This window comes from Vibrio sp. 10N.286.52.C3 (assembly GCF_041468865.1).
GTDB classification, from domain to species: Bacteria; Pseudomonadota; Gammaproteobacteria; order Enterobacterales; family Vibrionaceae; genus Vibrio; species Vibrio crassostreae_C.
On sequence record NZ_JBFRJM010000015.1, the window covers coordinates 86,551 to 108,061 of the forward strand.

The window sequence follows — 21,511 nt, forward strand, 5'->3', positions numbered from 1 at the left end:
AACGAAGAGGCATCAATGACAGCACTACTAACCATTCCCACTCGAACATTAGGTTTCGACTACGATATTGAGATCCGAGACTGGTCTCAAAAGCTCGTCGGCTTTCATGTGTTTGAAGATGGTAGACGACCGCTTGATGGAGGCATTGGGCTGAGCCTCAACCTTGTTGAACAGTTTGACGTGAATGGTCGTTGGCTAAATTCATTACCTGCGCGTTATCGTGAAATCACCGACGACTTTCCAGAATACCAATACCAGATGTTGTGGCTTGCTGCGAATACTTATGAAGCCGCGCAATTGCTTGAATTAAGGCCTGTTATTTTGGCTTTGATCTGCATGAAATACAGTGTCGACAACAAGAAAGCACTGGTACTAAGTCGCTTAGGGCAGAAGAAGATCCTTACCAAGTTGGGCTTAGACGGCAGCAAGGCGACACTCAAATTCATCGACAAGCTAGAGCTTCATTACAATGTTGGTGATGAACTCGACCACATTGTTCGTATTCTCGAACCGCTGCAAAGACGAGTCCTTAAGTTTAAGCATTACTCAAAAGTTGGATACACAGCCCTGCGTTTGGACCAAGTTCATCCATTTCTAACTGGTAGCAGGCTAGGGATTGCAATGGTGGAAGAGGGCAGACTTAACGCACCGTCGAAGATGGCGATGTTCCAAGATGCGATATTGCTAGGGCAAGATTTGGAGATGGATGATCCACTGCGCGCGATTACCAGTCAGAACTCTTTTGCGATGTTTGAACAACTCCATGACCGCTGGACGGAGCAACGCCAATTACGACGCTTGGAGGGTAACTGCCCAATGGATAAAGACATCCCTTATCCCGTTCCTTTACTTGGCAATGACAACATTCATCCGCTCACGGATTATTACGACCTTGAACACGAAGGCATCGAGCAGAAGCACTGTATTGGCGTGTATCACAACCGAATCATGAGCGATCGTTATGTGGTGTTCCGCATGCTCAAGCCTCAGCGTTTAACCATAGGTTTACGCCGCGTCCCGAGCAAAGCATTTCCTTTTGAAATAGACCAAATCTGCGGAAAACGAAATGCACCTCCGTCGGAATCCGCTCGCCAAGTGATTCACGACTGGCTAGAAGCGAGTAAGCAAAAATATCCTAAGCAATAGCCATTAAGTAGAAGGAATACAGGATGTTTCAACAAGGCGATCTTTGCCCTCATTGTGGTTTGATTATTGTGATGCCTACGGATCTGCAAGGCGAATGCCTAGGATGCGGCGAAGAAATTAATCAAGACCCAGCAGACGATTACGACGAAGAAGAGTAGCTTTACTTACACTTAGATTAAACAAGGCTAGGATAGCCGAATTACTCTCTTTAAAAGGACGGAAAAATGCAGAAAGTAATCTTTAGAAATTGCGATGAAAACTCACCTTATTGGCATGAGTTAGAGGGCTTATTTCAAAGTGAATGGTCTGATTTCAAGTTTAAAGATACATATAAAGAAAACGTACAACTCCCTCCAGTAATAACAGTACTTCGCGATAATGTGGTCATTGGTGGCTTGGCGTATTCCTATTTTCAAGAACCTCACCAAGTTCGTGATGTAGTGTGGATCAACGCTGTGTTTGTCGACCCTCAATGGCGCGGTCAAGGCATTGCCAGTGAACTGATTAATCGTGGTGTCAGACAGGTTTCTTCTGCAGTGCAAACTCAACTCTACGCGTACACCAATATCATGGGTCTCTACCAAGGGCTAGGTTGGTCAATCGTAAATATCGAATCAGAACCGAACCATAAAGTGATGAGTATTGAGCTTAATCGATAAGCTCGGAATAAAAGCCTGATATTAGTTTATCTGCCGTTCGAGTAATGAATTTCTCCCTTTCATCCATAATGCATAAACCTGTTAAATTTTCGTTGAAACTCATGCCGATATCGCCTTTAAATCAAACAACTAGCTGTTGATTAAAACGATCAAGACGATTTATTGCAGCAGTTGTTGAGCACAAAGCCTATATTGACTAGAATGACGCACTTTTTTTATTTACGTACATACAGGTAATGAACATGAGCGATACTAATTCAAGACCAGCTTTACCAGATCATCTTGCAGGCAACCCACGCAGCCCACACCACGTTGCTGAGTGTTTCGAATACCCAATCGGCATTCGTCTAAATGGTAAAGAGCGTACTGATGTTGAAGAATACTGCATCAGCGAAGGTTGGGTTAAGATCCCTTCTCCAAAAGCGCTAGATCGTTTTGGTCAGCCAATGCTTATTACTCTAAAAGGCACTGTAGAAGCTTTTTACATCGACGCATAATCACGTCGTGTGGCTAGCTAATACTTCGAGTAATTAGCTAATGTTTGCTTAATTAGCCAACATCAAGCCACCAAGCGTTATTACCTAAAAGGGTCTAGAGAAATCTAGACCCTTTTTGTTTGCATTGATTTTAGCGAACTTCTTTAACCAATAGCCCAAACCACCTTCATAACTCCACAGATTCAACCAAAATTGTTGTTATTCACTATGCATTCGCAGTAATAACAAAGTTGTTGTTGGTTGATTTATGTTCGCTCGCTCTTTTTGGATTTATTCGTACTCGAAAGTTCTGATGTTTAATTAAACAGATACAAACAAAAATATGAAGCGCAGTCTAATTAAATGAAACTAATATGCTGTATTTAAAGTTATTTTTTGTTAATAACTACCTCTATCACAGAAATTAATCCTGAAGCACATACAATTCCCTTGATTTCGAATGAGCGCTAGATTTTTTCGTTCGAGCATTTAAATTCTTCCTTCGCCCAATAATTATGAGGTTCCTATGTTTGGAATATTCAAACCTATGGCGCATATCGATCGCTTGTCATCAGATAAGATCGATAGCACCTACACACGACTACGATGGCAGCTGTTTCTTGGCATCTTCGTTGGCTATGCGGGGTACTACTTAGTCCGTAAAAACTTTAGTTTGGCGATGCCTTATCTCATTGAACAAGGTTTTAGCCGTGGAGAACTAGGGGTTGCATTAGCGGCGGTATCTATCGCTTACGGCTTATCTAAGTTCTTAATGGGCAGTGTTTCTGACCGTTCTAATCCTCGATACTTCCTCAGCGGTGGCTTGTTAATGTCGGCACTGGTGATGTTCTGCTTTGGCTTTATGCCTTGGGCAACAGGCAGCATCACTGCGATGTTTATCCTGCTGTTCTTGAATGGTTGGTTCCAAGGTATGGGTTGGCCAGCTTGTGGACGAACCATGGTTCACTGGTGGTCACGAAAAGAACGTGGTGAGATAGTGTCAGTATGGAACGTTGCTCACAACGTGGGTGGCGGTTTGATTGGCCCAATGTTCTTGTTGGGGCTGTGGGCTTTTAACGACGATTGGCGAACCGCTTTTTATGTTCCTGCATTTTTTGCCACTCTCGTTGCTGTCTTTGTTTGGTTTACTGTAAGAGATACACCTCAATCTTGCGGCTTACCACCGATTGAAGAACACAAAGACGATTACCCAGACGACTACGATACGTCTCATGAGAAAGAAATGACGGCGAAAGAGATCTTCTTTAAGTACGTTTTCTCTAACAAGCTGTTGTGGTCAATCGCTATTGCCAATGCGTTTGTTTACCTTATCCGCTATGGCGTACTCGATTGGGCTCCAGTTTACTTAAAAGAAGCAAAAGACTTCTCTGTAGATAAATCATCTTGGGCTTACTTCTTGTATGAGTGGGCAGGTATCCCTGGCACCTTATTGTGTGGTTGGATTTCAGATAAGTTATTCAAAGGCCGACGTGCACCTGCAGGTATCTTGTTCATGGTTCTAGTGACAGTCGCTGTGTTGGTATATTGGCTGAATCCAGCTGGTAACCCAACGGTTGATATGCTGGCACTGGTTGCGATTGGTTTCCTTATCTATGGTCCTGTAATGCTGATCGGTTTGTATGCACTGGAACTTGCGCCTAAGAAAGCAGCGGGTACAGCGGCTGGTCTAACGGGTTTGTTTGGTTACTTAGGTGGCGCGGTTGCTGCGAACGCAATACTCGGCTTTATGGTTGACCATTACGGCTGGGATGGCGGCTTCATTATTTTGGTCGGCGCTTGTGTGGCTTCAATCATCTGTCTGCTTTACGCCTTCTTAGGTGAGCGTGCGCACCATAAACAAAAAGATCTCGAACGAGAGAGAGAAGCGCTAGCTCAGTAGTGTATTTACTGAATCACATCTATAAATAACAACAGAGGCAGGTATATCCTGCTTCTGTTTTATCAAGGGAAACAATAATGAAAACAACGTCACTGTCTCTGACCTTATTAGCACTAAGCTTATCTGCAAATGCATTAGCAGATCCTTTAGTGATTGCGCATCGCGGTGCTTCTGGTTATTTACCTGAACACACATTACCCGCTAAAGCGCTCGCTTATGCAATGAAACCCGACTACATCGAACAAGATGTCGTGATGACCAAAGACGACCAATTGGTGGTTTTGCATGATCATTATCTAGACCGAGTCACCGATGTCGCGGATCGCTTTCCAACACGTGCTCGTTCAGATGGCCGTTACTACGCGATTGATTTTACGCTCGCTGAGATTAAATCCCTGAAAGTGACCGAAGGCTTTAACCTCGATGACCAAGGTAAAAGAGTGGCAGGGTACCCAACGCGCTTCCCAATGTGGCAGTCTGATTTTCGTGTCGCTACCTTTGCAGAAGAAATCGAGCTGATCCAAGGCCTAAATAAGACCTTAGGTTATGACGTGGGCATCTATCCTGAAATTAAAGCACCTTGGTTCCATCGTCACGAAGGCAAAGATATCTCAAAAGCTGTGCTTGCAACCTTGCATCAATATGGTTACCTATCAAAAGACGACAAAGTGTATTTGCAGTGTTTTGACGCCAATGAACTTCAACGCATTAACGATGAGCTCATGCCAGCGATGGAAATGGATCTTAAGCTCGTTCAGTTGATGGCTTATACAGATTGGAATGAAACCATGACGTACCAAGGTGACAAAGCAACGCCGTACAGTTATGACTGGATGTTTGAAGCTGGTGGCATTGAAAAAGTGGCGAGTTATGCTGAAGGAATTGGTCCTTGGAAGCCAATGTTGGTGGACGATGCATCGACCAAAGATAACATCATTATTAAACCGTTAATGAAGTCAGCAAAAGACGCGGGCTTAGATGTTCACCCGTACACGTTCCGTGCTGACCCAGGAAGAATCCCAGCTTATGCTGATAACTTTGATGGCATGTTGGATGTCTTCTACAACCAAGTCAAAGTTGATGGTGTGTTTACCGACTTCCCAGACAAAGCGGTCGACTTCTTGAACCGTTAATACCCCGTCAGTTACGAGCTATTAGTAACGAGATACTAAGAGCCAAAAGCACCGACTAAAGGTGCTTTTGGCTCTTCTTTCACTTTTTGGATCTCCTTGTACTGGCCTCGAAATCCTACCTATATTCTTCTTTCTCAGCCCGCATTTTGATATTCACTCGGTTTACAGCTATAACCTGACTTGATAGGTTACTCCCAATGCAGCCAGATGCTTAATCTATAAGTGTTTATCGGCTCAACCTGATATTGAATTTGGAAAGATCATGGAAGAAAGAAGCAAAGCTTATCTTGATAGCTACCTCAACACATTACCAGCAGACGTTGCCTCGCAATACACCTCTTTTAGTGCCGACTATTACTGTGCTGATGAATACAACGCCAACCTCTGCGCCCAGTTAATTCTCAAGGGTGAAAAACAAGCGTCTTGCAGCCTTGAATATTGGTACAGCCATGAAGGCGAGACGAGACCAGTAGTTGGTCACTTGCAAGTCGTCACTGACTGGGATGGCAAGCCAGTTTGCATTGTAGAGATCACTTCAGTCTCACAGTGCAAATATAACGAAGTGACGGCGGAGTTTGCTGCTGCCGAAGGCGAGGGTGACAAAACACTCGAATGGTGGAAAGAAGCTCACTGGAACTTCTTCTCTCGTGAATGTGAAGAGCTCAAGATCTCACCAAGTGAAGACATGTTACTTATGTTGGAGCGTTTCAAAGTGGTTTATCAATAAAGGGTATTTTGTGTTTAGAAGATCGTGCTCCATAAACAGTAACAAGGTTGTCCATAATGAGCCTAACCGTCCGAGAAGTTTTTATAGGCTCGCTTAAACATTAGATAATTCATCGTATGCAGGAGGCAAGATGACAAAGCTAATCGAATTAACAGAAATAGTCTTATTCGACTGGGGCAATACGCTGATGGTCGATTTCCCAGACGCACAAGGGAAGATGTGTGACTGGGAAACCGTACAAGAAGTGAGTGGTGCTCGTGCATTACTGGGGGAGTTGTCGAAAACTCATCTAGTTTATGTTGCTACCAATGCTGGTGATTCCAGTAAAGACGACATCATTCGAGCCTTTGAGCGTGTTGGCCTGTCTCAATATATCTTGGGTTACTTTTGTAAGGCGAGCATTGGCTTTTCTAAGTTCGAGTCGGGGTTCTATCCTGCCATTATTTCTAAGCTCGGTGTTTCACCACAAGAGATCACCATGGTAGGCGACACTCTAGAGAAAGACATTTATCCAGCACTTGAAGCGGGTTTGCAAGCGGTGTGGTTGAACACGGAAGGTGCTGAGCTTAAGTCACAGCATCCAGGTATCGTACAAGTTCAATCCCTAAGCGAACTGTTGGAGTAGCGCGATTAACTCTCTGATATTAAGTTCAGATAAAGCGCTTGTCCGTTTTGACGTAAACCTCTCATCTCTTTGCTGTTTAATCCTCTAAGCTAACTCTAGTTTCTACTATGAGGGCTAGGTTATGAGTATCGAACGTCATGGAATATCGGTTGGAATTGAACGTGTTAGCGGTGAAACCATCGTTGTGTTCAAAGCGAAAGGCAAACTCACACACGATGACTATCAGGCAATGATGCCAATTCTAAATACCACGCTAGAAGAACTCGATTCATCTAAACTCAAGATGCTGGTCGATATCTCAACCTTAACAGGATGGGAGTTACGTGCAGCTTGGGATGATTTTAAACTGGGATTAGAGCTCAATTCTAAGATAGACAAGATTGCTATTTTCGGCGATAAAAGCTGGCAAGAATTCGCTTCAAAAGTAGGGAGCTGGTTTGTGTCCGGTGAGATTAAGTCATTCGAAGACCATGACTCTGCGCTTAAGTGGCTAGTCGATTGATACTATTCGCGGGCAGCTAGAGAGCAGTTCGTAAACATCGCCAATGACAGTTGACGAGAATTGTCTCGAACGCTGTCATTTTTCGTTTTGGTTATGATATTTCCTATTCGATTCAATAGAGTATATTCCTTCCAGCGTGTAACATACCCAGGCTTTGTTTGGTCGCGACTAATGGTGTGGCTTGATTCAGTAAGAACGAGAACTAAAACAGAAATAAGGTCTAACGACATGCATAAGGTAATTGATAAGCTGGCTTGGATATTCATCAAAGACAGCAAGTTGTTGATGGTGAGATCAAAAGGCAAAGAACTGTTCTACCTACCGGGTGGTAAGCGCGAAGCTGGCGAAAGTGACGAGCAAGCACTGGTTCGCGAAATCAAAGAAGAGATCTCAGTAGATTTAGTGCCTGATTCAATCAAATACGTTGAAACGTTTACAGGCCAAGCTGATGGCAAAGCGGAAGGCGTATCAGTGCAATTGACTTGTTACCTTGCTGATTATACTGGTGAACTGTCTCCAGATGCCGAAATCGAAGAGCTTAAGTTTGTTGATGGCAACGACAGAGCGGTATGCTCATTGGCGGCACTGGTTGCGCTTGATTGGTTAGAAGCGAACCAGTATTTGTCTTAAGGTTTTAGCGGCTACTAGCTAATACTGAAGATTGATCTTCAAAAGATCATCGCTTACGAATAGCTTGAAGGGCGGCTGTCTTTCATCAACAGGTCGAGTTTCCTTTGAGCTTTCTTCGTGTCTTGTAAATCCACCACCTCAATCATTTCACACTCATCTCGTACCATCTCATTAATCAAGCTTGGATAGTGTCTGCAATCTTCTGGTCGGTCTAAGTAAATACTGCATGTGTACTTGGCTTGAGCCTTGGTGTCTTTCGTCGGAACTAGCTCTAGAAAAGGGCAGCGAGTTAAACGTTCGCCTGATTCAGGGTCAAACCAAATCTCGCTTCCTCGAACATATTCAAAGATGTCTGGGTTGAACAGCTCCCACAAATCAATCTCTTCTTGCGTTGCGGCAAGGTCACCATCTCCGTATTTGATACAGCATTTCCCGCATTGATTACAATTTTTCATTAGTGACTTCATTGGTTGGTGAGCTTTTATCATTTTACCACTGATAAGCGTGGCACGTTGACTTTGTTGTTCATGGTTAAACTGTTTCGGGAAGGGAGCCTAAAATAGAAGTACTTAATATTACTTTAACTACCTAACACCACTCCAAACAAGGCTGTAAACAATGATACAATTTGCGCCTAGCAAGTTATTAAAACAAGGCATAAAAATGAGAACCGTATACACCACCGAAGGCGACATCAACGCAAAGAAACAGAAAGACGCATACCCAAAGTTGGCGCTATGTGATAACTGCGTTCGAGACTATGTGGTGATTGCTCAAGGCGAACGTACTTATAAGCCATGCGCAAAATGTGGTGCCGACGATTAATGCGCCTTGATAAATATCTATGTAAAAGCACTGACCTAACCAAGCCTGAAGCGATTGAACGCATCCATAATGGCGAGGTGAACGTAAACAGTGAAACAGTCTCCGATGAATCAGCTCAGGTTCATGAAAGCAACACCATCTTATTAAATGGCATGCCGCTTAAGTTGCGTGAATTTCGATACCTTTTAATGCACAAGCCTGCGGGTACTATCTGCTCCAATATCGATGAAGTTTATCCTTCATTGTTCAACTACATCGAGATAGACAAAGCTTCAGAACTGCACATCGCAGGCCGCTTAGATGCCGACACCACAGGCTTAGTTTTGATTACCGATGATGGGCGCTGGTCATTCAACATCACGCTGCCAACCAAGTCGTGTAAGAAGGTGTATCGCGTGACATTGTCACGAGATATCAGAGACGATGTCGCTGACAAGTTCAAAGCGGGCATGCAATTGCAGGGCGAGCAAAAACTGACGCGTCCGGCAGAGCTTGAAGTGATTAACAGTAAAGAAGTGCTGTTGACCATTACAGAAGGTAAGTTTCATCAAGTAAAACGAATGTTTGCTGCGGTAGGGAATCGAGTTGTTGGCCTACACCGTGAACAGATTGGTGATGTTCGTTTAGATGTTGAAGCAGGCCAGTGGCGTTATCTAACTAAAGCCGAAGTCGACTCATTTCAGCAAGACTCTGAATAAGAGCTCTGAATAAACGCTGTAACCACTAAAAGCGTTAAGCGGGTCAGGAGCAGAATATCAACACTATAAGGATGTAGGATGGAAAACCTCAAAGTCTCAGAAACTAAGTCTTTTGTACCCGCGAAAGACTTCGATTTATCCAAGCGTTTTTACCAGTCAATCGGCTTTGAAGTGAAGTCTGAATTTCACGATATCGCCTATCTACGACACGGCAGTTGTGCGTTCCTTCTGCAAAACTTTTATGAACCTGCGCACTGTCACAATTACATGATGCACTTGCTGGTTGAAGACGTAAAAAGTTGGTATCAACACATCCAAAACTCTAATGTAGTGTCGGATTTTGAAGTTACCGTTTCCGATTGAGCTTGAATTTGTAACAGACTCGCGCGCATCTTCCCAATATCAAAACAATCCTTGGAGTATTTAGAAATGTTGTTTTCTAGTCTGTCTAAACCATAGGTTCATGGCTCCGAGTTATGTTCTGAACTGCTCAATTTCTTAACCGAGCATAAACGTGAATTCGAAGAAAAATTAATTCCTGATCTGTCATACATCGATGATATGGCACATGTGGTGAACGGTATCAAAATCAAAGGCGTTCTCCACATCAATGCGAATCAATACCGACTTCAATATTCGTTTGATTGGGAGCTGTTTCTAGGCTGTTCAGATAGAAACGAAACCGGTGTAGAGAATGGAAGTGTTCTATTCACTCTTGAGGACGATAACGTTCTTAATATCAACTTCCCAAACTACGGTTCTCGAGACACTAGCGATGAGCTCTAGTCGGTTTTTCGTGCGTGTTATACAGAAGGAACAACAATGATAACTATCGAAAGGCTTGAAGATTCACATGTGGCGTTAGTTCAGGCCATCCAACTCGCCGATGAACAGGTTAAGTTCGCTGGTACAGCTGCAGAGTTTTTATTAGACGGCAGTGAAACGACGCACTTGCACGTGATTAAGTCTGATAACGAAGTTGTGGGTTTCTTTAAGCTGGATATCGCTTACGCAGAGCACTACGAATTCTGCCCTGAAGGAAGCATTGGCTTGAGAGCTTTTGTGCTTGATAAAAACCAGCAAGGTAAAGGTTTAGGAACAGGCACGGTGAAGGCTTTGTTTCCGTATTTAAAAGCGAATTACTCAGCGTATGAGTCGATTTACTTAACTGTGAATTGCAAAAATCCGGCAGCATTCAACTGTTATAAGAAAGGCGGCTTCGAAGATATCAATCAACAGTATTTAGGTGGCGCAGCAGGCCCGCAATTTATCATGCGCGGTCGAATTGCTTAGTAATAAATTATTGATGAGAAACACCTGCACAGCTGTATGCAGGTTGAGAGTCTTAAAGAACACGAGAAGGAAATTTGATGAAGGTTCAATATCTTGAAGTGGTTACCCCAGAGGTCGATGTCGTTTGTGCAACATACGCTCAGCTCTACAATGTGAAATTCAGTGGTGCAGATGTGAACCTTGGTGGGGCGCGCACTGCAAAGCTATCTAATGGCGGGGTAATTGGCATTCGAGCACCGCTTCGTGAAACTGAAGAACCAACTGTTCGTCATTACACGTTGGTTGAGGATATTCAGTCTGCAGTAAATGCCGCCGAGAAACTAGGCGCCGAAGTTGCGGTGCCGCCAATGGAGTTACCACGTCACGGGATGTGTGCCATTGTCATTCAAGGTGGCGTCGAGCTCGGATTCTGGCAGTTATAAATGATGTATACCTTTTAGATTGTGACGGACGAGATACTACGATTTATGATGCGACACCTAGTGTCTTTACCTGCTTCATGGCATCATTCCACGCAGCTAAAACCCCAACAAGGTATGTTATGAAACAGAATATTGTCCACATTGCACTCGTGGTAAAAGACTACGATGAAGCGCTTGATTTCTATGTAAACAAGCTTAAGTTTGATCTCATCGAAGACACGTATCTGCCAGAAGAAGATAAGCGCTGGGTTGTTGTTGCTCCACCAAATTCAACCGGTGTGAGCCTGTTACTTGCTACAGCTTCCAAGCCAGAGCAACTCGATTTCATCGGCAACCAAGCTGGTGGACGCGTATTCCTATTCTTAAACACCGATGACTTCTGGCGTGATTACGAACGTATGACGTCTTTGGGCATTAACTTTGTCCGAGAGCCTAAAGAGCAAGGCTACGGCACCGTTGCTGTGTTTGAAGATCTTTACGGTAACTTGTGGGATCTGCTTCAGTTAAATCCTGAACACCCTATGGCTAACAGGTAGATAAGCTTAGCCCACAACCATCGGGTGTTGCGTATTACAAAATGTCGGTTCATTGGGAGTAACGCTTCTTTGTCGCTAGGTTAACCCTCCGCACCGCTCAATCATCAACTTAAGTTAAGGAAGCTTATCGTGGAAGAAATCAAAGGCATTCTGCAATTCATGGTCGAAATTGAACAATTAAAGGATGTTCATCGACAGACAAAACCGGTTGGATTGGATCGATATGAAAACTCCGCTGAGCACAGTTGGCACGTCTGTTTGAGCGCACTCATGTTGAAAGACTATGCCAATGAAGAAATCGATATTACGCGAGTAATGAAGATGCTGCTGATTCATGATCTTGGGGAAATCGATGCCGGAGACACCATCATTTATGCCAGTGAAACCGAAGAAAACAAGCTCAAAGAGAGAAACTGCGTTGAGCGCTTGCTGAAATCATTACCGAGCCATTCAAGAAGCGAGTATTTGGATTTATGGCTTGAGTTCGAAGCAGGTGAGTCACCAGAAGCCAGATTTGGTAAGGCGATCGATAGAGTGCCGCCTTTGCTTCATAACATCCATGGTGGTGGTCACAGCTGGAAGAAGCACAACGTATCTAAAGACAAAGTACTGACCTTCAATGGCGAGCGTATTTCTAAAGGCAGTCGTGCTCTATGGAAAGAACTAGAAGTACAACTTGAAGGCGCTGCAGACAAAGGGTTATTAAAGTAAAAGCTAATTTCATACCTTAGCGTAAGTATAGCTTTAGCGGCTCAATGAGGGAGATCTCGATGGTAACTGATTCAAGATGCATGGCACTTACCTTGTGTCTCATTTCTTTCAAATAAAGATCTAGTGGACAACAATAAGTTCGAGAACCGAGTGATAAGTTGTTAGTATGCATCAACTTTATAAATATTGGTTGGCTTATATAAATGCTTGATAATAAGTATATTAAACATCCTTATCACTGCGAACAGTGTAACGCACTTACCCCGCACCTTGCTGTTAACGCTTCCGATGCTGAATCTAAAGCGGACGCTGAATCTGAAAAGAAACAATGGAAGTTAGGCGTGTTGATGGAATACCTGGTGACGTTATTGTTTAGAGGTGACCATTATGTTCCCGGTTTTTATGTAGACAGTGATTACGAATACCAATGTGAGAAATGTGGGACTAAGTCGTGGCACTGATTGGGTATGAACATTTGATGTAAATCTCATGACAATAATAAATATGAGTCAGAAATTACAAGGGCCTGTATGGAAATCATATCCGAAATTGAAGTGTCTAAAGAGCAACATCAAGCCATTACCGCTCTGAGAAATAGCTCTTTCCCCGATCATCCGGTAGAGCGTTCTTATTATAAACAACTCCCTCATATGCGAGCTCTGCAATACCGTGAAGAACGACTCGTCGGCTACCTTGGTCTTGATTACCGTATGGTCAGTGTTGGTGACAGTGCTTACAAAGTATTAGGTGTTATTGATTTTTGTGTTGCTGAGAATGTCCGAGGGCAAGGTGTTGGTAAATCTATGCTGTGTGAATTGGATGAGTATGCAAAGAATAGGGATGTCGATTTCATTATTTTGATATCAGATCTTCATGATTTCTATTCCTCACAAGGGTATATCCAAATTACTAGTACTAACTCTTGGTTAAGACTTCATGAGCACCTTAGTTATGGCGTCGCTGTTGAAGAAATTGATGACCTATATGTAAAGCCATTGAACGGAAAACAATGGCCTTTAGGGGATATTGATTGGCTTGGCTATATGTATTAGCTCTCTTGTTTTAAGTTACTCCATGAGTTAACGATGTGAATAAACCCTAGGTAAATTGATGATAATAAGACGCATTAGAAAAGTGATCCTCTCTGCAAACTGAGAATGGAATCGCGTCTATACTGACATGGGTTACGTCGCTGAATTTGGAAGTGGCGCTATGAATGTAAGTTTGATTAGGTTAAATCTCAGAGGTGACGATGAAAAAATTACTACCACTATGCGCCATTTTACTCTCGGCATCATTTTCAGCTGCGGCTTCTGATGGTTTGATTAAATACCAAAGTAATTATTCAGTGAAAGAGACCGCTGACCGCTTTGAAGAAATCGCCAAGAGCAAAGGTTTGACCTTGTTTGCGAGAATCGACCATCAGAAAAACGCGAGTAAGGTCGATCTTGAATTGAGACCAACGGAAGTCATCATCTTTGGTAACCCGAAAGTAGGGACACCATTAATGCAATGTGCTCAAGAAGTCGCGATAGATTTACCGCAGAAGGTGTTAGTCACTGAGGATTCTAATAAGAAAGTATGGTTGTCTTACAACGATCCTAATTACTTGGTAGAGCGTCACGCGATCAATGGCTGTGACGAGGTCGTTAAGAAAGTATCGGGTGTACTAAGCAAGCTATCAGAAGCGACAGTGGCGAAAAAGAAAGCAAAATAACCAAGATCAATAAGCACTCATTAAGACTATTAATGGGTGCGATATGACGATGATATCGCCCAATAGTCATTGTGTTGACAACTAAGCAACAGTATATAAAAGTAGTTTTATGAAACTGAATTTAGCGCAATCTAACCAACGAATTATCATCATTCCATAGGAATGGTGGGATTGTTGATGCGCTTTGTTTATCGAACCCACCCGTAAGGTGGGTTTTTTGTCGCTGTCTTATGGGTTTTATCTGAATAGAGGAAGTCATATGAAAAAGATCGCGGTTTTTGGCAAGCCTGGGAGTGGAAAATCGACAGTCAGCAAGGCGTTAGCACTAGCTACAGGGATAGAGCTTCACCAGTTGGACTCTATTGTTTACAAGGCCAACGGAGAGTTTGTTGAACGTGAAGTATTTGAGGAGGCTCATGAGAGCATACTTAAGTCAGAAAGCTGGATCATCGATGGTTTTGGCCCTCTAGGCTCGTTCAACACACGTTTAGATGCAGCTGATACCTTGGTTTATATCGACCTTCCTTATTCAATTAGCTACTGGTTTGTAACCAAGAGAATGCTCAAAGGTCTATTCGTTAAACCTGAAGGCTGGCCTGATGGAAGTTCAGTTATAAGAGGCACGATACAAAGTTATAAGACACTAAAACTGTGTCCTAAATTTTGGAATGACGACTTTAAAGCGCAGTTAGAATTGCGCGCTAAAGAGAAAGAGGTTTATATCATCAGAAGCGTGACTGAATTGAATAACTTTGTTCACCAACACTTCACTTAACAGTCGAGAGTTTACTTTTCTTTAAAACGCTCTTACTTACTCATAACTTCATGAAAATATTTAGATTTAACTCTACGTGTGGCATATTTGCCATATGTTTAGTTTGTGCTTTGAGTTAAGGAGATAGATATTATGTATGGAAGTGAGAAGACGAGAGCGTTCTGTAGTAACTGTAAGGAACTGACACTGCACAAGTACACTATGTTCAGTAACCAAGCCGAAAAAGCGCCACAACATGAAAAGAAGCCAGGGTTGCTTGGAATGATTTTATCGTCGCTAGCTTCAAGTGGCGGAAACGGTGACTATAAATGTACAAAGTGTGGAACCAATTTACGTACACCGGACAACCTTGATTAGCCTTTAACCTACTTAATACTTCAACATTCTTCTTCTTTAATTATCCGTTTTCATTTGATAATAATTCAAATTGTACCGTGTTTTTCATTGAATGAACTTCTAGTAGCCTATGCGAATAGTTAATTATTGGGCATTCAAATGACACAGTATCAGTTCCAACAAGGGCATATTCGTCCACCTTCAGAAGCGGATAGCTTATTGATTCGCACCACCCAAGGTTGTCCTTGGAACAAATGTAAATTCTGTACGCTGTTTGAGGGGATGGAGTTTGCAATTCGTCCCGTTGAAGAGATTAAGAAAGACATTTGGGCTGCGAAAGCATTCTATAAGAACCGTAAATTTGAGACCTGTTTTCTGCAAGACGGTGATTCATTCACTATGGATACCGAAGACTTGCTGGATGTGTTGAATACACTCAAACAAGCCTTCCCAGAGTTAAAGCAGATCAGCTCTTATGGACGAGCGCAAAGCATGACTAAGAAGTCGCCTGAAGAGATGAAAGCCATCTGTGATGCAGGGCTCAACATGCTTTATTGCGGTATGGAATCGGGTTCTATTGATGTTCTCAAATTGATGAAAAAAGGCATTACTCCGAAATCTATTTTGAAATCGACCGAATACGCGAAGCAAGCGGGTATGAAGATGATGACCTTCATTATCCTTGGCTTGGGTGGTAAAGAATATTCGGCGCAGCATGTTGAAGAAACGGCGGCCTTACTTAACCAGATCAACCCAGATGAAATACGCATTCTGTCGCTTGCTGTGAAGCCTGGAACCGAATTGGATGAACTGGTGCAGAATGGAGAGTTCACGCCACTTAGCGAACGTGAAATGCTTGAAGAACAATATCAATTGATCAGTAAACTAAACCGCGTGACGGGCAACTATGGTAACTATCACGGTATTAATTTGTTGATGGAACTGAACGGACAGCTGCCACAGGATAAAGCGAAGTTCTTAGCGACAATAGACCGTTTCAATATGATGAGTGAGAATGACCAGAATAACTTTATCTTGGGACGTCGCATTCATTACTACGCCGCATTGAAAGACATGGATAACCAACTTATGTACGATTCTGTACAAAGAGAGCTTAATCGCATTCAAAAGCAAAATCCCGATGAACTCGACAATGTGTTTTACCAACTCCGTCAACGCATGATCTAGCAGCAAGGACTAATAACATGAATAACCTCGTTAACTGGCAAATCAGAAATGAAAATCCGGAACATCGGTCTTTGGAAAACGGCGTGCTGACGATGCAAGTGCAAGAGGGCAATATCTTTGGTGCGGGTTCAGCTGATGTTGATAATATCTTCGTTCATCCAGTATCTAGCTCGGATTACAGCACAGAAGTGACGGTTCAATTAGATCCAAACCTCGCATTTGAACAAGCTGGGTTAGGTATTTACTGGGATAACGACAACTACATTAAAGTGAGCAAAGAGATGTTCATGGGCGAGCGTTCATTGGTGTTCGTTGTAGAACAAAATGGTCAGCCACAGATCAAGGAACGTCTGTTGTTTAGTGAATCTAGTGTGTCGGTAAAGCTCGTCAAACAAGGCGGAAAAGTCAGCGCTCATTTCCGCCCGTTAGAAAAACAACAATGGCAGGAAGTGATCACGTTTGATTCGTTAGTAGGCAGTGAACAGGGTGTGATGCTTTATACGTTCAGTGGCAGTAAGGCGACGCCTAATTTCGCCAAATTTAGTGGCTTCAGTTTGTCTGACGCCTAATAATTTGTCTTACGCTGAATAAGCTTGCTTAGCGTATAAAAAAACGGACCGATATTGCTACCGGTCCGTTTTTAAATTCTTCAAGTCAAAGCGCTTATGCACAACACTTCTTGTATTTTTTACCGCTGCCGCAAGAACACGGATCGTTACGGTTAGGGGTCTTTTCAAACGTCATCGTTTTTGGCTTGTTCAGTAGAGTATCAAGCTCGATGGTGTTCTCTTCTTTGTCTGCGTCGACTGTAACAGTAACGAAGATAGTATTTTCAGCGGCTAGTGCTTCAACTTCTGCTTTGCGCGCTTCAGTTTGAACCATTACTGCGATTGGAGATTCTTCAGTACCCGCTTTCACATCGCGGTTTACGTTGTAGCCAGCAAGAACGTGGTTCTGTCTTGTTTCGATACGGCCTTTGAAAAATAGTTTCGACATTGGGTACTCATAAAAAATGTTGGATGGCGCTATTTTTAACGACGATAGCGCAATGGAGCGGGGATTATACGCATATATTGCAATTGATAAAGCAGTGATGTGAACAAAGGCTGTTTGGTTATTGTTTGCTAGTAACGGTTTGCTCTCTAGCATTGTTCGGATTGGACTAATTTTCAAATTCAAGACAATAAGATTTCCCTAAATAGGCTTATGAATGATAAATTCAAATTATTAATCGAAACAAAGAGATAGTGTATGAAGTTAGATGCCATCCTGTGGGATTACGATGGAACCTTAGTGAATTCAGTTCCAAAGAATATCGCAATTACAAAAGACATTATCTCTTTAGTCGCGCCACACTTGTCAGGCGACAACTTACCTAAATATTTGCTTAGCGAAGCGCTTTATCATGAAGCCAACCACGGGGCTAAAAACTGGCAAGCCTTATATGTCGACTATTACGGCTTATCCCATGACGAAATGTTGATCGCTGGTGGAATGTGGGCAGAGCATCAAGAGAAAAACCAAACAGCCGTTGCCTTGTTTGAAGGAATGGAAACCGTGGTTAATCAGTTTGCTCATCTTCCTCATGGGATCTGCTCTCAAAACTCTCAATTGAATATTCGTGGTGTGCTCGACAGCTATGGCATTGGTGATTTGTTTAAATCGGTAGTGGGTTATGACGATGTTTCGAGCGGCAACCAAAAACCCCATCCATTTGGTGGTGTGAAATGTGTCGAGAACATATTTGGCGCCGATCCGACTAACGAGCTTTGTTTGATGTACATCGGTGACCATGAAGCGGACACACAGTTTGCTCGCAATATTGAAGCCGCGCTGGGTAAAAACGCAAAAGTGATTGCTGTTGCAGCAGGTTATAGCCGATCGAAACCTGAAAATTGGCAAACCAAGCCCGATTACATTGCTAACAGTGTCGATGATCTTTTAACGATCATTAGCAAGTACGCATAACGAAGCAGACATTTAAAAATCACCACACGTAAATAACTTTAAGGAAGAATAATGACACCAAAACAAGTGGTATTGGGATTTTGGGATGCAATGCGCAGTAATGATTTTGCAAAGGCAGGTGAATGGCTAACCGCAGATTTTGAAGGCTATTGGCCGCAGTCGTCTGAATTGACGTTAGGGCGCGACAACTTCACTGCAATCAATACTGAATACCCAGCCAATGGTGTTTGGGAATTCACGCTCAATTCGATTGTCTGTGAAGGTGATACGGTAGTCACGGACGTTTCGGTCACTGACAGTGTGTTGAAAGGCCGAGTGATCACCTTTCACACGGTGGTTGACGGTTTAATTCAAAAGCAAACTGAGTTTTGGCCAGACCCATTCGAAGCGCCGGCGTGGCGATCGCAGTGGGTTCAGATCGTATCGAACAATTAGTTTGTATCGATACGATCAGTTTGTCACGAACAACTAGGTCGTATCGAATAATCAGGTTGCACAGAATAAGTAAACATTAGGAGGTTTCATTGAGCAAGGTAGTGGTTGTAACCGGCGGAAGCCGAGGCATTGGCGCAGCGACGTCTAAATTGTTGGCCAGTCAAGGCTATGCTGTATGCGTTAACTTCATACACAATGAGTCGCGAGCTGAAGATCTAGTGAATGAGATTCGCGAACAAGGCGGAACCGCGATAAGCGTGCGTGCGGATGTGTCTGTTGAATCGGATGTGAAATCTTTATTTGAGATTGCTCGTAATAAGCTAGGTCCAGTGACGCACTTGGTCAATAATGCCGGGATCTTGTTTACCCAGTCACCATTGGTTGATATTGAATTGGATCGCTTTGAAAAGGTGATGAAATCCAACGTATCAAGCTGCTTTCTGTGCAGTAAAGCCTTTATCAAACAAGCCGATGGCGCGGGTTCGATTGTGAATGTATCGTCTGCCGCTTCTCGTACTGGCGCACCGTTTGAGTATGTGGATTACGCAGCATCGAAAGGTGCGATGGATTCACTCACCAAAGGCTTATCGCTTGAATTAGCTTCACGCAATATCCGAGTGAATGGCGTAAGGCCAGGTTGTATTTATACTGAGATGCACGCAGACGGCGGAGAGCCAGATCGCGTAGACAGACTAGCTTCACAGTTACCGTTACAACGAGGTGGCACACCAGAAGAAGTCGCGAACTCTATCGCATGGTTATTATCGGATGAAGCTTCGTATGTCACCGGCTCATTTATTGATATTGCAGGCGGTCGATAGGGCACGTTTGCCTTTACACTAAGATAAACAAGTTAAAACCATAGACACGCAACAAAAGTACCTAACTAAAAGAACGAAACTAAGAGTACAAACATGAAAAATTATTTTGAAAGTCCGTTTGTCGGAAAGTCACTCAAAGAACAAGTGACCAACCCAAACATCATCGTGGGCGAGCACAGCTATTACTCGGGTTACTACCATAACCACAGCTTTGATGACTGTGCGCGTTACCTATTACCGGATAGAACCGACATCGATAAGCTGATCATTGGCAGCTACTGCTCGATTGGTTCTGGCGCCGTGTTTATGATGGCGGGCAACCAAGGCCACCAAAACCAGTGGGTGAGTACCTTCCCGTTTTTCTATCAAGACGATGAGAAGTTTGAAGGTGCGATAGACGGCTTTGAACGCTCTGGTGATACCGTGATTGGTAACGATGTGTGGATTGGTACAGAAGCCATGATCATGAGTGGTGTTAAGGTTGGTGACGGAGCCATCATCGCAAGTCGAGCGGTTGTGACTAAAGATGTCGCGCCATACTCGATTGTCGGTTCAAACCCAGCACGCCATATCCGTTATCGTTTCAATGAGACTGAAATCGCTCAGTTGCTAGAAATGAAATGGTGGGAATGGAGCGAAGAACAAATCAAAGGCGCAATGTCGCTAATGTGTTCTTCAGACATTGGTGGTTTGTACCATTATTGGAAAGGATTCTTGAAGCCTTAAATTGTCGTTCACAGATGAAATGTGAATGGTGAGAACGAGATTAAATTTAACAAATTACTCAATAATCTGATTATGGCAATGCGATCGTGATACGAGTAACTTATTGATTATATGCATATTGCATAGTATGGCGTGTCGCATTAGCGTGGTGGATGAATTGGAGGGGTATTATGATTAGTTGCAACGATTACGATTATATTGAAATTGTGTGTATGCACCGATACCCAATCAAGTTAACGCTGAAGTCTGGCGAGCAGATTGAATGTGTCGGGTTAGATACCCAGCGCAATGACAGCCGTGAAGAGTGCATTAAAGTCAGTACTCAAGGCGAGCAACAACTTGTCGTATTAACTCAAATAGCGACATTGGATGTCTGTGTCGACAACCCTCACTTTCAGCATGTTTCATTCAAAACGTCATAGGCTTTCAAATGAATAGAACCATAGAACAATGCTATTGCACCGCGTGCAGAGAAGAGACACAACATGTTGTTGTGTTGGTCAGAAAGACGAGTGCGTTTGCAGACAAACCTAACCAAAAGCGAAGTGAGTTTTGGGCAGGCATGATAAAAGGTTGGTTCCTTGGCCCGTTTGTCGCGTCAATGGATGAGTTTTCTCGTCACCTTGTCTGTGAAAAATGTGGACACAAAGAGATTCAAGATTAGAATTCGATTCAACGCGTACTGAACCTTCTGGTTTAAGAAAATGGCTTAGGAAATAGAAGAGTGAAAGAACAAATATTAGAAGCGGTAAAAGCATATGGTTTCTCGGTAAGAACCAACAATACCGATGAGGTTGATCCGGCTAAGGCGCAAATTGGGCAATTGTGGCAAGGCTTTTTCGAACAAGCTTTTCCTAAGCTGACCCCAGACTCAAAGGTATACGGCGTTTACACCAACTACGAGTCAGATTTTACGGGCGAGTTTGATGTTATCGCGTGTACCAATGCGCTTACCGATAATAGTTTAGATAATCTAGTTGAAACCAATATCGAAGCAGGCAAGTACTTAACGTTTTCTGCTGAGGGTGAATTACCGCAAGCTGTGATCGACCTATGGGGTGAAGTGTGGGCGTATTTCAGCGCTGCTGACTGCCCACATGTGAGAACTTACACGACAGATTTTGAACTATACAAAGGTGAAACTGAAGTCGAGATTTCGATAGCGATTCAGTGATCAGGTTAAAATGAACAAAAGGCTTAGCTTAGACTGTGTTTGCCAGTTAAGAGACAGTAGTTACCGGTAAAGAGACAACGGAATCCCA

General features: G+C 43.2%; 33 protein-coding genes and 1 pseudogene. 32 read left to right on the forward strand and 2 right to left on the reverse strand.

Annotated features, from left to right (window positions below):
- The first annotated feature begins 15 nt into the window (after positions 1-15).
- From AB4138_RS06290 to AB4138_RS06335, 10 genes are all read left to right on the forward strand, one after another.
- Positions 16-1,146, forward strand: a complete 1,131-nt coding sequence (locus AB4138_RS06290; protein ID WP_372124880.1) for a PcfJ domain-containing protein — start codon at positions 16-18, stop codon at positions 1,144-1,146.
- A gap of 23 nt (positions 1,147-1,169) precedes the next feature.
- Entirely contained in the window at positions 1,170-1,304 is a 135-nt protein-coding gene (locus AB4138_RS06295; RefSeq protein ID WP_017059202.1) for a hypothetical protein, read from the forward strand.
- Positions 1,305-1,370: 66 nt separating this feature from the next.
- Positions 1,371-1,805, forward strand: a complete 435-nt coding sequence (locus tag AB4138_RS06300; protein WP_017059203.1) for a GNAT family N-acetyltransferase — start codon at positions 1,371-1,373, stop codon at positions 1,803-1,805.
- Between the two features lie 242 nt (positions 1,806-2,047).
- Positions 2,048-2,302, forward strand: a complete 255-nt coding sequence (locus AB4138_RS06305) for a DUF3297 family protein (protein ID WP_017059204.1) — start codon at positions 2,048-2,050, stop codon at positions 2,300-2,302.
- A 505-nt stretch (positions 2,303-2,807) separates the two neighbouring features.
- Positions 2,808-4,181, forward strand: a complete 1,374-nt coding sequence (gene glpT, locus AB4138_RS06310; RefSeq protein ID WP_029235174.1) for a glycerol-3-phosphate transporter — start codon at positions 2,808-2,810, stop codon at positions 4,179-4,181.
- 77 nt (positions 4,182-4,258) lie between these two features.
- Positions 4,259-5,314, forward strand: a complete 1,056-nt coding sequence (glpQ, locus tag AB4138_RS06315; RefSeq protein WP_372305346.1) for a glycerophosphodiester phosphodiesterase — start codon at positions 4,259-4,261, stop codon at positions 5,312-5,314.
- Between the two features lie 262 nt (positions 5,315-5,576).
- Entirely contained in the window at positions 5,577-6,041 is a 465-nt protein-coding gene (locus AB4138_RS06320; RefSeq protein ID WP_017059207.1) for an ASCH domain-containing protein, read from the forward strand.
- A 130-nt stretch (positions 6,042-6,171) separates the two neighbouring features.
- Positions 6,172-6,666 carry an HAD family hydrolase gene (locus AB4138_RS06325; protein WP_136982728.1) on the forward strand — a complete coding sequence of 165 codons (495 nt, stop codon included), beginning with the start codon at positions 6,172-6,174 and terminating at the stop codon, positions 6,664-6,666.
- 121 nt (positions 6,667-6,787) lie between these two features.
- Positions 6,788-7,168 (forward strand): STAS/SEC14 domain-containing protein, encoded by a 381-nt coding sequence (locus AB4138_RS06330; RefSeq protein WP_372124885.1) that lies wholly within the window; start codon positions 6,788-6,790, stop codon positions 7,166-7,168.
- Between the two features lie 228 nt (positions 7,169-7,396).
- Positions 7,397-7,798 (forward strand): NUDIX domain-containing protein, encoded by a 402-nt coding sequence (locus tag AB4138_RS06335; RefSeq protein WP_372124887.1) that lies wholly within the window; start codon positions 7,397-7,399, stop codon positions 7,796-7,798.
- Positions 7,799-7,851: 53 nt separating this feature from the next.
- On the opposite strand, the gene AB4138_RS06340 is transcribed toward AB4138_RS06335, so the two are convergent.
- A complete protein-coding gene (locus AB4138_RS06340; protein WP_004733901.1) occupies positions 7,852-8,253 on the reverse strand; it encodes a YkgJ family cysteine cluster protein in 402 nt (133 codons plus the stop codon).
- A gap of 208 nt (positions 8,254-8,461) precedes the next feature.
- On the opposite strand from AB4138_RS06340, the gene AB4138_RS06345 reads away from it, so the two are divergent.
- From AB4138_RS06345 to AB4138_RS06415, 15 genes and pseudogenes are all read left to right on the forward strand, one after another.
- Positions 8,462-8,623 carry a hypothetical protein gene (locus AB4138_RS06345; RefSeq protein ID WP_012604036.1) on the forward strand — a complete coding sequence of 54 codons (162 nt, stop codon included), beginning with the start codon at positions 8,462-8,464 and terminating at the stop codon, positions 8,621-8,623.
- Positions 8,596-9,321, forward strand: a complete 726-nt coding sequence (locus tag AB4138_RS06350) for a pseudouridine synthase (RefSeq protein ID WP_372124889.1) — start codon at positions 8,596-8,598, stop codon at positions 9,319-9,321. The genes AB4138_RS06345 and AB4138_RS06350 overlap by 28 nt, the downstream gene beginning before the upstream one ends.
- A gap of 78 nt (positions 9,322-9,399) precedes the next feature.
- Positions 9,400-9,681: pseudogene (locus AB4138_RS06355) on the forward strand (glyoxalase); the annotation flags it as partial.
- Between the two features lie 126 nt (positions 9,682-9,807).
- Positions 9,808-10,107, forward strand: a complete 300-nt coding sequence (locus tag AB4138_RS06360) for a hypothetical protein (protein WP_372124914.1) — start codon at positions 9,808-9,810, stop codon at positions 10,105-10,107.
- A gap of 36 nt (positions 10,108-10,143) precedes the next feature.
- Positions 10,144-10,614, forward strand: coding sequence for a GNAT family N-acetyltransferase (locus AB4138_RS06365; RefSeq protein WP_017070703.1), 471 nt, complete (start codon positions 10,144-10,146; stop codon positions 10,612-10,614).
- Positions 10,615-10,691: 77 nt separating this feature from the next.
- Positions 10,692-11,036: a VOC family protein gene (locus AB4138_RS06370; RefSeq protein ID WP_050649969.1), complete on the forward strand. Its 345-nt coding sequence runs from the start codon at positions 10,692-10,694 to the stop codon at positions 11,034-11,036.
- A gap of 119 nt (positions 11,037-11,155) precedes the next feature.
- Entirely contained in the window at positions 11,156-11,572 is a 417-nt protein-coding gene (locus AB4138_RS06375) for a VOC family protein (protein WP_372305351.1), read from the forward strand.
- A gap of 129 nt (positions 11,573-11,701) precedes the next feature.
- Positions 11,702-12,283, forward strand: coding sequence for an HD domain-containing protein (locus AB4138_RS06380; RefSeq protein WP_017070700.1), 582 nt, complete (start codon positions 11,702-11,704; stop codon positions 12,281-12,283).
- A 203-nt stretch (positions 12,284-12,486) separates the two neighbouring features.
- On the forward strand, positions 12,487-12,744 hold the full coding sequence (locus tag AB4138_RS06385) for a hypothetical protein (protein WP_372124891.1): 258 nt from the start codon (positions 12,487-12,489) through the stop codon (positions 12,742-12,744).
- Between the two features lie 69 nt (positions 12,745-12,813).
- Complete coding sequence (locus AB4138_RS06390; RefSeq protein WP_065583645.1) at positions 12,814-13,335, forward strand: GNAT family N-acetyltransferase; 522 nt, start codon at positions 12,814-12,816, stop codon at positions 13,333-13,335.
- Between the two features lie 200 nt (positions 13,336-13,535).
- The gene (locus tag AB4138_RS06395) at positions 13,536-14,000 is read left to right on the forward strand and encodes a DUF302 domain-containing protein (protein WP_017066540.1); all 465 of its coding nucleotides are present in this window, start codon (positions 13,536-13,538) and stop codon (positions 13,998-14,000) included.
- 259 nt (positions 14,001-14,259) lie between these two features.
- Positions 14,260-14,775, forward strand: coding sequence for an adenylate kinase (locus AB4138_RS06400; RefSeq protein WP_372305354.1), 516 nt, complete (start codon positions 14,260-14,262; stop codon positions 14,773-14,775).
- A gap of 132 nt (positions 14,776-14,907) precedes the next feature.
- The gene (locus AB4138_RS06405) at positions 14,908-15,132 is read left to right on the forward strand and encodes a hypothetical protein (RefSeq protein WP_017061807.1); all 225 of its coding nucleotides are present in this window, start codon (positions 14,908-14,910) and stop codon (positions 15,130-15,132) included.
- 138 nt (positions 15,133-15,270) lie between these two features.
- The gene (locus tag AB4138_RS06410; RefSeq protein WP_017061808.1) at positions 15,271-16,299 is read left to right on the forward strand and encodes a radical SAM protein; all 1,029 of its coding nucleotides are present in this window, start codon (positions 15,271-15,273) and stop codon (positions 16,297-16,299) included.
- 17 nt (positions 16,300-16,316) lie between these two features.
- Positions 16,317-16,868 (forward strand): DUF1349 domain-containing protein, encoded by a 552-nt coding sequence (locus AB4138_RS06415; protein ID WP_017061809.1) that lies wholly within the window; start codon positions 16,317-16,319, stop codon positions 16,866-16,868.
- Between the two features lie 94 nt (positions 16,869-16,962).
- Here AB4138_RS06415 and AB4138_RS06420 read toward each other — a convergent pair whose 3' ends face one another.
- Positions 16,963-17,295: a PBPRA1643 family SWIM/SEC-C metal-binding motif protein gene (locus tag AB4138_RS06420; RefSeq protein ID WP_017068336.1), complete on the reverse strand. Its 333-nt coding sequence runs from the start codon at positions 17,293-17,295 to the stop codon at positions 16,963-16,965.
- A 255-nt stretch (positions 17,296-17,550) separates the two neighbouring features.
- Between AB4138_RS06420 and AB4138_RS06425 the strand changes: the two genes are divergently transcribed.
- The 7 genes from AB4138_RS06425 to AB4138_RS06455 all read left to right on the forward strand — a co-directional run bounded on the left by AB4138_RS06425 (position 17,551) and on the right by AB4138_RS06455 (position 21,423).
- Positions 17,551-18,267 carry an HAD family hydrolase gene (locus AB4138_RS06425; RefSeq protein WP_372146075.1) on the forward strand — a complete coding sequence of 239 codons (717 nt, stop codon included), beginning with the start codon at positions 17,551-17,553 and terminating at the stop codon, positions 18,265-18,267.
- A 51-nt stretch (positions 18,268-18,318) separates the two neighbouring features.
- The gene (locus AB4138_RS06430; protein ID WP_017061812.1) at positions 18,319-18,702 is read left to right on the forward strand and encodes a nuclear transport factor 2 family protein; all 384 of its coding nucleotides are present in this window, start codon (positions 18,319-18,321) and stop codon (positions 18,700-18,702) included.
- A gap of 89 nt (positions 18,703-18,791) precedes the next feature.
- Positions 18,792-19,523: a glucose 1-dehydrogenase gene (locus AB4138_RS06435; protein ID WP_017066537.1), complete on the forward strand. Its 732-nt coding sequence runs from the start codon at positions 18,792-18,794 to the stop codon at positions 19,521-19,523.
- Positions 19,524-19,616: 93 nt separating this feature from the next.
- Positions 19,617-20,249: a type B chloramphenicol O-acetyltransferase gene (gene catB, locus AB4138_RS06440; protein ID WP_017063920.1), complete on the forward strand. Its 633-nt coding sequence runs from the start codon at positions 19,617-19,619 to the stop codon at positions 20,247-20,249.
- 170 nt (positions 20,250-20,419) lie between these two features.
- Positions 20,420-20,671, forward strand: coding sequence for a Rho-binding antiterminator (locus AB4138_RS06445; RefSeq protein WP_017068339.1), 252 nt, complete (start codon positions 20,420-20,422; stop codon positions 20,669-20,671).
- 8 nt (positions 20,672-20,679) lie between these two features.
- The gene (locus AB4138_RS06450; protein WP_017068340.1) at positions 20,680-20,913 is read left to right on the forward strand and encodes a hypothetical protein; all 234 of its coding nucleotides are present in this window, start codon (positions 20,680-20,682) and stop codon (positions 20,911-20,913) included.
- 60 nt (positions 20,914-20,973) lie between these two features.
- Entirely contained in the window at positions 20,974-21,423 is a 450-nt protein-coding gene (locus AB4138_RS06455; protein ID WP_372305357.1) for a GyrI-like domain-containing protein, read from the forward strand.
- The last annotated feature ends 88 nt before the right edge of the window (positions 21,424-21,511 follow it).

Coding starts and splice junctions, on each gene's coding strand:
- AB4138_RS06290 (WP_372124880.1), top strand. CDS start 16: ATGACAGCACTACTAACCATTCCCACTCGAACATTAGGTTTCGACTAC.
- AB4138_RS06295 (WP_017059202.1), top strand. CDS start 1,170: ATGTTTCAACAAGGCGATCTTTGCCCTCATTGTGGTTTGATTATTGTG.
- AB4138_RS06300 (WP_017059203.1), top strand. CDS start 1,371: ATGCAGAAAGTAATCTTTAGAAATTGCGATGAAAACTCACCTTATTGG.
- AB4138_RS06305 (WP_017059204.1), top strand. CDS start 2,048: ATGAGCGATACTAATTCAAGACCAGCTTTACCAGATCATCTTGCAGGC.
- glpT (WP_029235174.1), top strand. CDS start 2,808: ATGTTTGGAATATTCAAACCTATGGCGCATATCGATCGCTTGTCATCA.
- glpQ (WP_372305346.1), top strand. CDS start 4,259: ATGAAAACAACGTCACTGTCTCTGACCTTATTAGCACTAAGCTTATCT.
- AB4138_RS06320 (WP_017059207.1), top strand. CDS start 5,577: ATGGAAGAAAGAAGCAAAGCTTATCTTGATAGCTACCTCAACACATTA.
- AB4138_RS06325 (WP_136982728.1), top strand. CDS start 6,172: ATGACAAAGCTAATCGAATTAACAGAAATAGTCTTATTCGACTGGGGC.
- AB4138_RS06330 (WP_372124885.1), top strand. CDS start 6,788: ATGAGTATCGAACGTCATGGAATATCGGTTGGAATTGAACGTGTTAGC.
- AB4138_RS06335 (WP_372124887.1), top strand. CDS start 7,397: ATGCATAAGGTAATTGATAAGCTGGCTTGGATATTCATCAAAGACAGC.
- AB4138_RS06340 (WP_004733901.1), bottom strand. CDS start 8,253: ATGAAAAATTGTAATCAATGCGGGAAATGCTGTATCAAATACGGAGAT.
- AB4138_RS06345 (WP_012604036.1), top strand. CDS start 8,462: ATGAGAACCGTATACACCACCGAAGGCGACATCAACGCAAAGAAACAG.
- AB4138_RS06350 (WP_372124889.1), top strand. CDS start 8,596: ATGCGCAAAATGTGGTGCCGACGATTAATGCGCCTTGATAAATATCTA.
- AB4138_RS06365 (WP_017070703.1), top strand. CDS start 10,144: ATGATAACTATCGAAAGGCTTGAAGATTCACATGTGGCGTTAGTTCAG.
- AB4138_RS06370 (WP_050649969.1), top strand. CDS start 10,692: ATGAAGGTTCAATATCTTGAAGTGGTTACCCCAGAGGTCGATGTCGTT.
- AB4138_RS06375 (WP_372305351.1), top strand. CDS start 11,156: ATGAAACAGAATATTGTCCACATTGCACTCGTGGTAAAAGACTACGAT.
- AB4138_RS06385 (WP_372124891.1), top strand. CDS start 12,487: ATGCTTGATAATAAGTATATTAAACATCCTTATCACTGCGAACAGTGT.
- AB4138_RS06390 (WP_065583645.1), top strand. CDS start 12,814: ATGGAAATCATATCCGAAATTGAAGTGTCTAAAGAGCAACATCAAGCC.
- AB4138_RS06395 (WP_017066540.1), top strand. CDS start 13,536: ATGAAAAAATTACTACCACTATGCGCCATTTTACTCTCGGCATCATTT.
- AB4138_RS06400 (WP_372305354.1), top strand. CDS start 14,260: ATGAAAAAGATCGCGGTTTTTGGCAAGCCTGGGAGTGGAAAATCGACA.
- AB4138_RS06405 (WP_017061807.1), top strand. CDS start 14,908: ATGTATGGAAGTGAGAAGACGAGAGCGTTCTGTAGTAACTGTAAGGAA.
- AB4138_RS06410 (WP_017061808.1), top strand. CDS start 15,271: ATGACACAGTATCAGTTCCAACAAGGGCATATTCGTCCACCTTCAGAA.
- AB4138_RS06415 (WP_017061809.1), top strand. CDS start 16,317: ATGAATAACCTCGTTAACTGGCAAATCAGAAATGAAAATCCGGAACAT.
- AB4138_RS06420 (WP_017068336.1), bottom strand. CDS start 17,295: ATGTCGAAACTATTTTTCAAAGGCCGTATCGAAACAAGACAGAACCAC.
- AB4138_RS06425 (WP_372146075.1), top strand. CDS start 17,551: ATGAAGTTAGATGCCATCCTGTGGGATTACGATGGAACCTTAGTGAAT.
- AB4138_RS06430 (WP_017061812.1), top strand. CDS start 18,319: ATGACACCAAAACAAGTGGTATTGGGATTTTGGGATGCAATGCGCAGT.
- catB (WP_017063920.1), top strand. CDS start 19,617: ATGAAAAATTATTTTGAAAGTCCGTTTGTCGGAAAGTCACTCAAAGAA.
- AB4138_RS06445 (WP_017068339.1), top strand. CDS start 20,420: ATGATTAGTTGCAACGATTACGATTATATTGAAATTGTGTGTATGCAC.
- AB4138_RS06450 (WP_017068340.1), top strand. CDS start 20,680: ATGAATAGAACCATAGAACAATGCTATTGCACCGCGTGCAGAGAAGAG.